The sequence below is a fragment of the Paenibacillus cisolokensis genome (assembly GCF_018403665.1).
In the GTDB taxonomy this organism is placed as follows: Bacteria; Bacillota; Bacilli; order Paenibacillales; family Paenibacillaceae; genus Paenibacillus_AH; species Paenibacillus_AH cisolokensis.
Genome location: NZ_BOVJ01000083.1, coordinates 1 through 5,110 on the forward strand (window position 1 = coordinate 1; position 5,110 = coordinate 5,110).

General features: G+C 43.6%; 4 protein-coding genes and 2 pseudogenes. 1 reads left to right on the forward strand and 5 read right to left on the reverse strand.

Annotated elements, in window-relative coordinates; translation table 11 throughout:
- Window positions 1–65 precede the first annotated feature (65 nt).
- Window positions 66–452 carry a GAP family protein gene (locus PACILC2_RS12460; protein WP_244863471.1) on the reverse strand — a complete coding sequence of 129 codons (387 nt, stop codon included), beginning with the start codon at window positions 450–452 and terminating at the stop codon, window positions 66–68.
- 88 nt (window positions 453–540) lie between these two features.
- Between PACILC2_RS12460 and PACILC2_RS12465 the strand changes: the two genes are divergently transcribed.
- A complete protein-coding gene (locus tag PACILC2_RS12465; RefSeq protein WP_210095479.1) occupies window positions 541–1,134 on the forward strand; it encodes a TetR/AcrR family transcriptional regulator in 594 nt (197 codons plus the stop codon).
- A 220-nt stretch (window positions 1,135–1,354) separates the two neighbouring features.
- On the opposite strand, the gene PACILC2_RS12470 is transcribed toward PACILC2_RS12465, so the two are convergent.
- From PACILC2_RS12470 to PACILC2_RS12480, 4 genes and pseudogenes are all read right to left on the reverse strand, one after another.
- On the reverse strand, window positions 1,355–1,756 hold the full coding sequence (locus PACILC2_RS12470; protein WP_213412856.1) for a nuclear transport factor 2 family protein: 402 nt from the start codon (window positions 1,754–1,756) through the stop codon (window positions 1,355–1,357).
- A 102-nt stretch (window positions 1,757–1,858) separates the two neighbouring features.
- Window positions 1,859–2,271: pseudogene (locus PACILC2_RS29390) on the reverse strand (GyrI-like domain-containing protein).
- Window positions 2,228–2,716: a helix-turn-helix domain-containing protein gene (locus PACILC2_RS28685; RefSeq protein ID WP_307860576.1), complete on the reverse strand. Its 489-nt coding sequence runs from the start codon at window positions 2,714–2,716 to the stop codon at window positions 2,228–2,230. The pseudogene PACILC2_RS29390 and the gene PACILC2_RS28685 overlap by 44 nt, the downstream one beginning before the upstream one ends.
- A 795-nt stretch (window positions 2,717–3,511) precedes the next feature.
- Window positions 3,512–5,110: pseudogene (locus PACILC2_RS12480) on the reverse strand (transposase); the annotation flags it as partial.

The window sequence follows — 5,110 nt, forward strand, 5'->3', positions numbered from 1 at the left end:
AAAATACGGTAAAGCTGTGGTAAACTCAATCGCAAATACAATAATTCCGAGTATGATCATCGCTCTTATAGACACTTGCGCAGGTAACCATTCCAAAAATCGGGATTCCATTTTTTCTTAGGCTTATAAAAGCTGATCAGTACAAGGATGGCGCCAAGTATCGTATAAAACCAGCTTGAAATTTGACTGCGGGACATGCTTTCTATAAAACCAATTATCTGCCCAACTCCCAGGTAAACCAAGATACCCATCATAAAATAGCAAAATTGTGTGGATATTAAAAAAAACATCAAACGCGATGCCAATTTTCCTCTTTGTATTAGAAGGATATAAGCTGTGATGGCCAATACCCCGGGGCTTAAAATGTCAATGAAAGCACAGAGCACAATAATGAGGAGTGCTGTTGTGAAATCTATGTTGGTAGGAATTAATGATTCAATGATTTCAAGCACCTCAACATCCCCCTTATTTATTTATTTCGCACACTGTGATAAAATGATAATAACACAGTGTGCGAAATAAAAGCAAGAGGTGATTTAAGTGCCAAAAATCGTTGATCATGATCATAAAAGGAAGATCATTGCTGAAACGGCTTGGAAAATTATCGAAACGGAAGGCATTGAACGAGCATCTATTCGCAGAATCGCATCTGAGGCTGGAATGTCTACCGGAGCACTAAGACATTATTTCTCAAACCAAGATGAATTACTCTTATTTATCATGGAATATTTTCTTGCTCGCGGGAGAGAACGATCGGAAAATATATCCTGGTCAACAAACCCTCTTAATGCGGTACGCGAAACGTTGTTAGAATTAGTTCCGGTGAATCAGGATAAACAAACTGAAACGGGCGTTTGGTTAGTTTTCGCCATCCGCTCACTTACTAGTGCGGCTTTGAACGCAAAAAAAGATGAACTCACTGAAGGAGAATATATTTTAATGGAAGCACTGCTTGAAATATTAATAAAAGCAGGCTATATAAACAAAACTATAAATATTGAAATTGAAACGTTAAGACTTGCCGTCATCATTGAAGGCTTATCCATTCATGCTCTTTTAAGACCGGATATATTCACAATTGAAAAAACGGAACAAATTATTACACACCACTTAAATGAACTTTGCAATAAATAATATTGCTCTCATTTATTAAAACATGAATTTGATAATAAACAAAGCAAAGACAGCCGCAAAACAACTAAATACACTTATCCATAAAACAGGTTCCATAATGATCCACTCTTGTTAATATATTTTATATCGCACTCCATGTAACTTGTTATTGCACAATCGCTCCTTTATAGAAAAGCGATAGAGTCCCAAATAAAGACTTCTAGTACGAACTTATTAACAATCAAGATGTTTTAATAACATATGAGGTGATTGCTTTAATTTTTGAATTTTTACCAAACCCTCGAAAGTTATATACATCGCAAAAAGCAACTCTGTGCTTATCGTGTAGTATTAAAGTTCCATTTAGAGATCCTGTGTTGCCATGTGTGATAATGTTCTGTATACGAAACTGTTGAACTTTACAATTTTTCATTTGATGTAACGCTTTCTCAAAATCATCTTTTCCCCGAATTAATTTATCACCAACAATTTCCCAAACCACATCATCTGTCATCCAATCCATACAGAAGCTTATTTCATTTTTGACAAAAGCGATACTAAGATCTCTAAGCAACTCTTTTTTAGGTGAGTTTCCACAATTTTCGGCGCATTCTACCGTTAAGTTCTCAGAATGAGTATTCATCGTTACCTCCTTTTTCAAATGACCCCGACAGATGACCGGGGTCATTGTCGCGCATCTATTGGAATATTCGTTGTGAAATCAATGATAATGGTCTATTTTTGTCTATTTAACCGGAACCCAAATTTCGGTTTTGGCTACGGGGCTCGTTGGGTCAGGGCTTTTATATACTTCCAAAGACGGTGCGTCACCATGTTCATATGAATTAGACGGAAACCACTCTGAATATATTTTTTCCATGTCTTCGGTACCACATCGGCTACGGGCCCCACGGCTTCAAATATCGCCCATTTTTCGGCAGATATTTGATAACTAGATAATCCATCAGGTATGTTTCCTTTGTATTCAGTGCCCACCCAATACTCAATCTCATTGTCCTCTTTGCTGTAATCTACTGATGCTCCAATCAAACCTGATATTTGGCCGTTATTCAAACCTAGTAATCGGTTAATGGTACCATTTTTCCGACCTTGGTCAAAAATGACCGATATCCAGAGACAGACCGAGATCTCCGTCACAATTAAACCGTTCTTTCACTCCCACAATTTGGAATCCTTTGCGTTCTACCAATTGATAATTCATAGGTTCAGCTCCTTTTAGATTCACCTGGATGGTCAAGCGATTATAAGATTGCAGCTTCCCCAATCCTTTTCGTGCTTCACTCGGTGTCACACCATGCTGTTTGCGAAAAGCCTTTGCGAAAGCTTCAGGAGTATCGTAGCCATATTTATAGGCAAGGTCGATAATCTTGCAATCGCTGCTGGCTAATTCCTGAGCAGCCAATGTCATTCTCCGCCTTCGCACATATTCTTTGACCGAAACATCAGTCAAGATTATAAAAAGCCGTTGAAAATGAAAGGCGGAGACATGTGCCTGCTTCGCAATGTCTTCTATTGTGATGGGTTCCAACAGATGCGCTTCCATATAGTCAATTGCCTTCTGCAGCGATTCTACCCATGCCATATGACTCCCTCCTTGATTAAAAGTTAACGTAAAGTCATCTGAGTATCCTGTCATCTTATGCGCAGTAGGGACAGATTCTCAACGAATACGTCCATACGTTACATCGAATCATCGTGTCTGCCGCCGATCTTAAACAATCCAATAAGTATGCTTTCATAGTCCCACTTTTTATGTATTCTTGTAGTAAGATTATAGCATAGGTAAAGATGATTCATACAAATGGTGCGAATGGGGGAGGGGTACATCTGGCACCGACCAGTATTTGCAGCGATTATTTGAACAAACTAATGATTATATAGAATGTCATTCCATCACTTTACTATTATTAAAGCATACGAAGGAGGAGAGACTATTGGTATATTCTGTGGAAAGTACTACAGAAAAGATTGCAGTCTTTGTACATGACAATCTGTTTTACACAATATCCGGAAACGTTCCATCCACCGAGATGAAAAAATCATCGATTCTTTTGAAATTGAGAAATGACTTGGATTATAATCATTGGATTACGGTAGAAGGAGACCTGGATATAGGGAAGTTTTGTGAGCAGCTAAAAACAATCAAAGTGATAATATATGGTGAAATTGTGTAGACGACCTTTTTTCCATATAGCTTTTCCACCAATGTCTGAAAGGGTAATAGGACGTGAAGTGTAGTCAATATCTGCTCATCCAGCATCTTCAGTATCATTTTCATGATACGGGCAAACTCTTCTTGCATTTTCCGAAAGCCATTGCTCCAGCTTTTTCAATGTTGGGATTCTTGTGGTTAAGTAGGGGGCTTGCTGAACGATTTTTATCCGAATTTCAGAGCTAGGCGCCGGCGAGACAGCATCGCGAAAATAAGGCAAAAAGAACGCGGAGCCTGCGCTCCAGGTTCATCACGAGAAGTTGCAGCGTAATCACCGATTCGCTTGGCGAGGCGTGCGCGAATACAGCCAAGCCCATACTTGCGCTTGCCTTCTCCAAACTTGCCTTCAATTGCGTTTCGTTCCCCGGTATCCTGTTTGACGTCTTGCTTATCTTCACTTGACGGACCGTTTTTAGGCTTTCGTCCCAATGCCGGCCCACTGAGCCAAATCCCATGCTGTTTGCAGAAGCTCCGGTTTTCGCGCGTGCGGTAGATCTGATCCACTTGGACGACAGCCGGATAGGTCCCCATGCGCTCACGGTACTTCTCGATCACGCCAATTAGCGTCGTGCTCTCGTTGAAGTTATCCCAAGACAGACGATCAAGGAACGCATAGCCATTTGTCATGCTTACCGCAATCTTGGCTCCGAACTCAACGCGTGCCTTGGCTTTCCCGCGCACGATTGGCCTGATATGCGGCTGATGAATGCTGACGATCCGGTCTTCCATCTGGTGAGAACGCTCGCTCCACATTTGAAGTTGCTGATGGTACAGTTCATGAATCACCAGCAGGTCGCGATAGGTTTTCCGGCTAAGCAGCGTGAGCGGTTGCACCTTGGCTTGCTCGGCGATGATGGAGAGGTTCCGTCCAACGTAACCGAGCTGCCGCCTGATTGCTTTGCGGATCACTTTGGGTCCCGGCCTGCGTTGCTTGGACACCGCCAAACTGCTTGCGCGCTTTTTCGCGGTACGTGCGCGGTTTCGTCGCTTTGCTGACGGCCGGCACATGCAGGGTATCGATGATCGATTCGAGCTTCTCCCGCGCTTCATTCAGCAGATTCAGATCGGTCGGATACGCCACATCCGCTGGCGCGCAGGTAGCGTCCATGAGCACCGTCCCTTGATTGGGTAGCGCAGGTGCTTCCGATTCCATGGCCGATACCGGATGCCCTTCGGAAGGAGGCGCGGTCGCTTCAAGAGGCTCGGGCACCGCGGCCGTCTGCTCCACGGGAGATGTTGCTGCTGACGGTTCGACTTGTGGTTCCGCGAACAGTGTTTGCTGTTCGGCTTCAATAACAGAGACGCGCTTCTTCGACCGCTTTACTTTCCCTCCGCCGCCGCTAACGTTGTTGTCGTCATGGTCCTTCGTTTCCTTCGCGCCTGCCGTGGCGACGACCTCATTCAGCTCAGCCAGCACATCCGTCAGACGCTTCCGAAAATGCGTCATCATCGAGTGATGGAACGGTTGCTTCATGACGAATCCGGGCAGACCGATGAAGTATTGCATGTATGGATTTTCGTTGATCGACTCCAGGGTTTCTCTGTCGGTCAACTGCATTCTCTCTTGAATGATGAGCGCCCCGAGCCCCATCCGCAAACTGATCGTTTGCTGGCCGCGGAAGGTGTCTTTGAAAAACGGTCCGTATTTTTCTCGGCCTCTGCCCATGGCACTAACCGCGCCAACTGAACCCAACGATTCTCTTCGTCCAGCTTTCCGCCAAAGGGCAAAAAGAAATCGCCTGGCAGGATCAATTGATTGTCGAG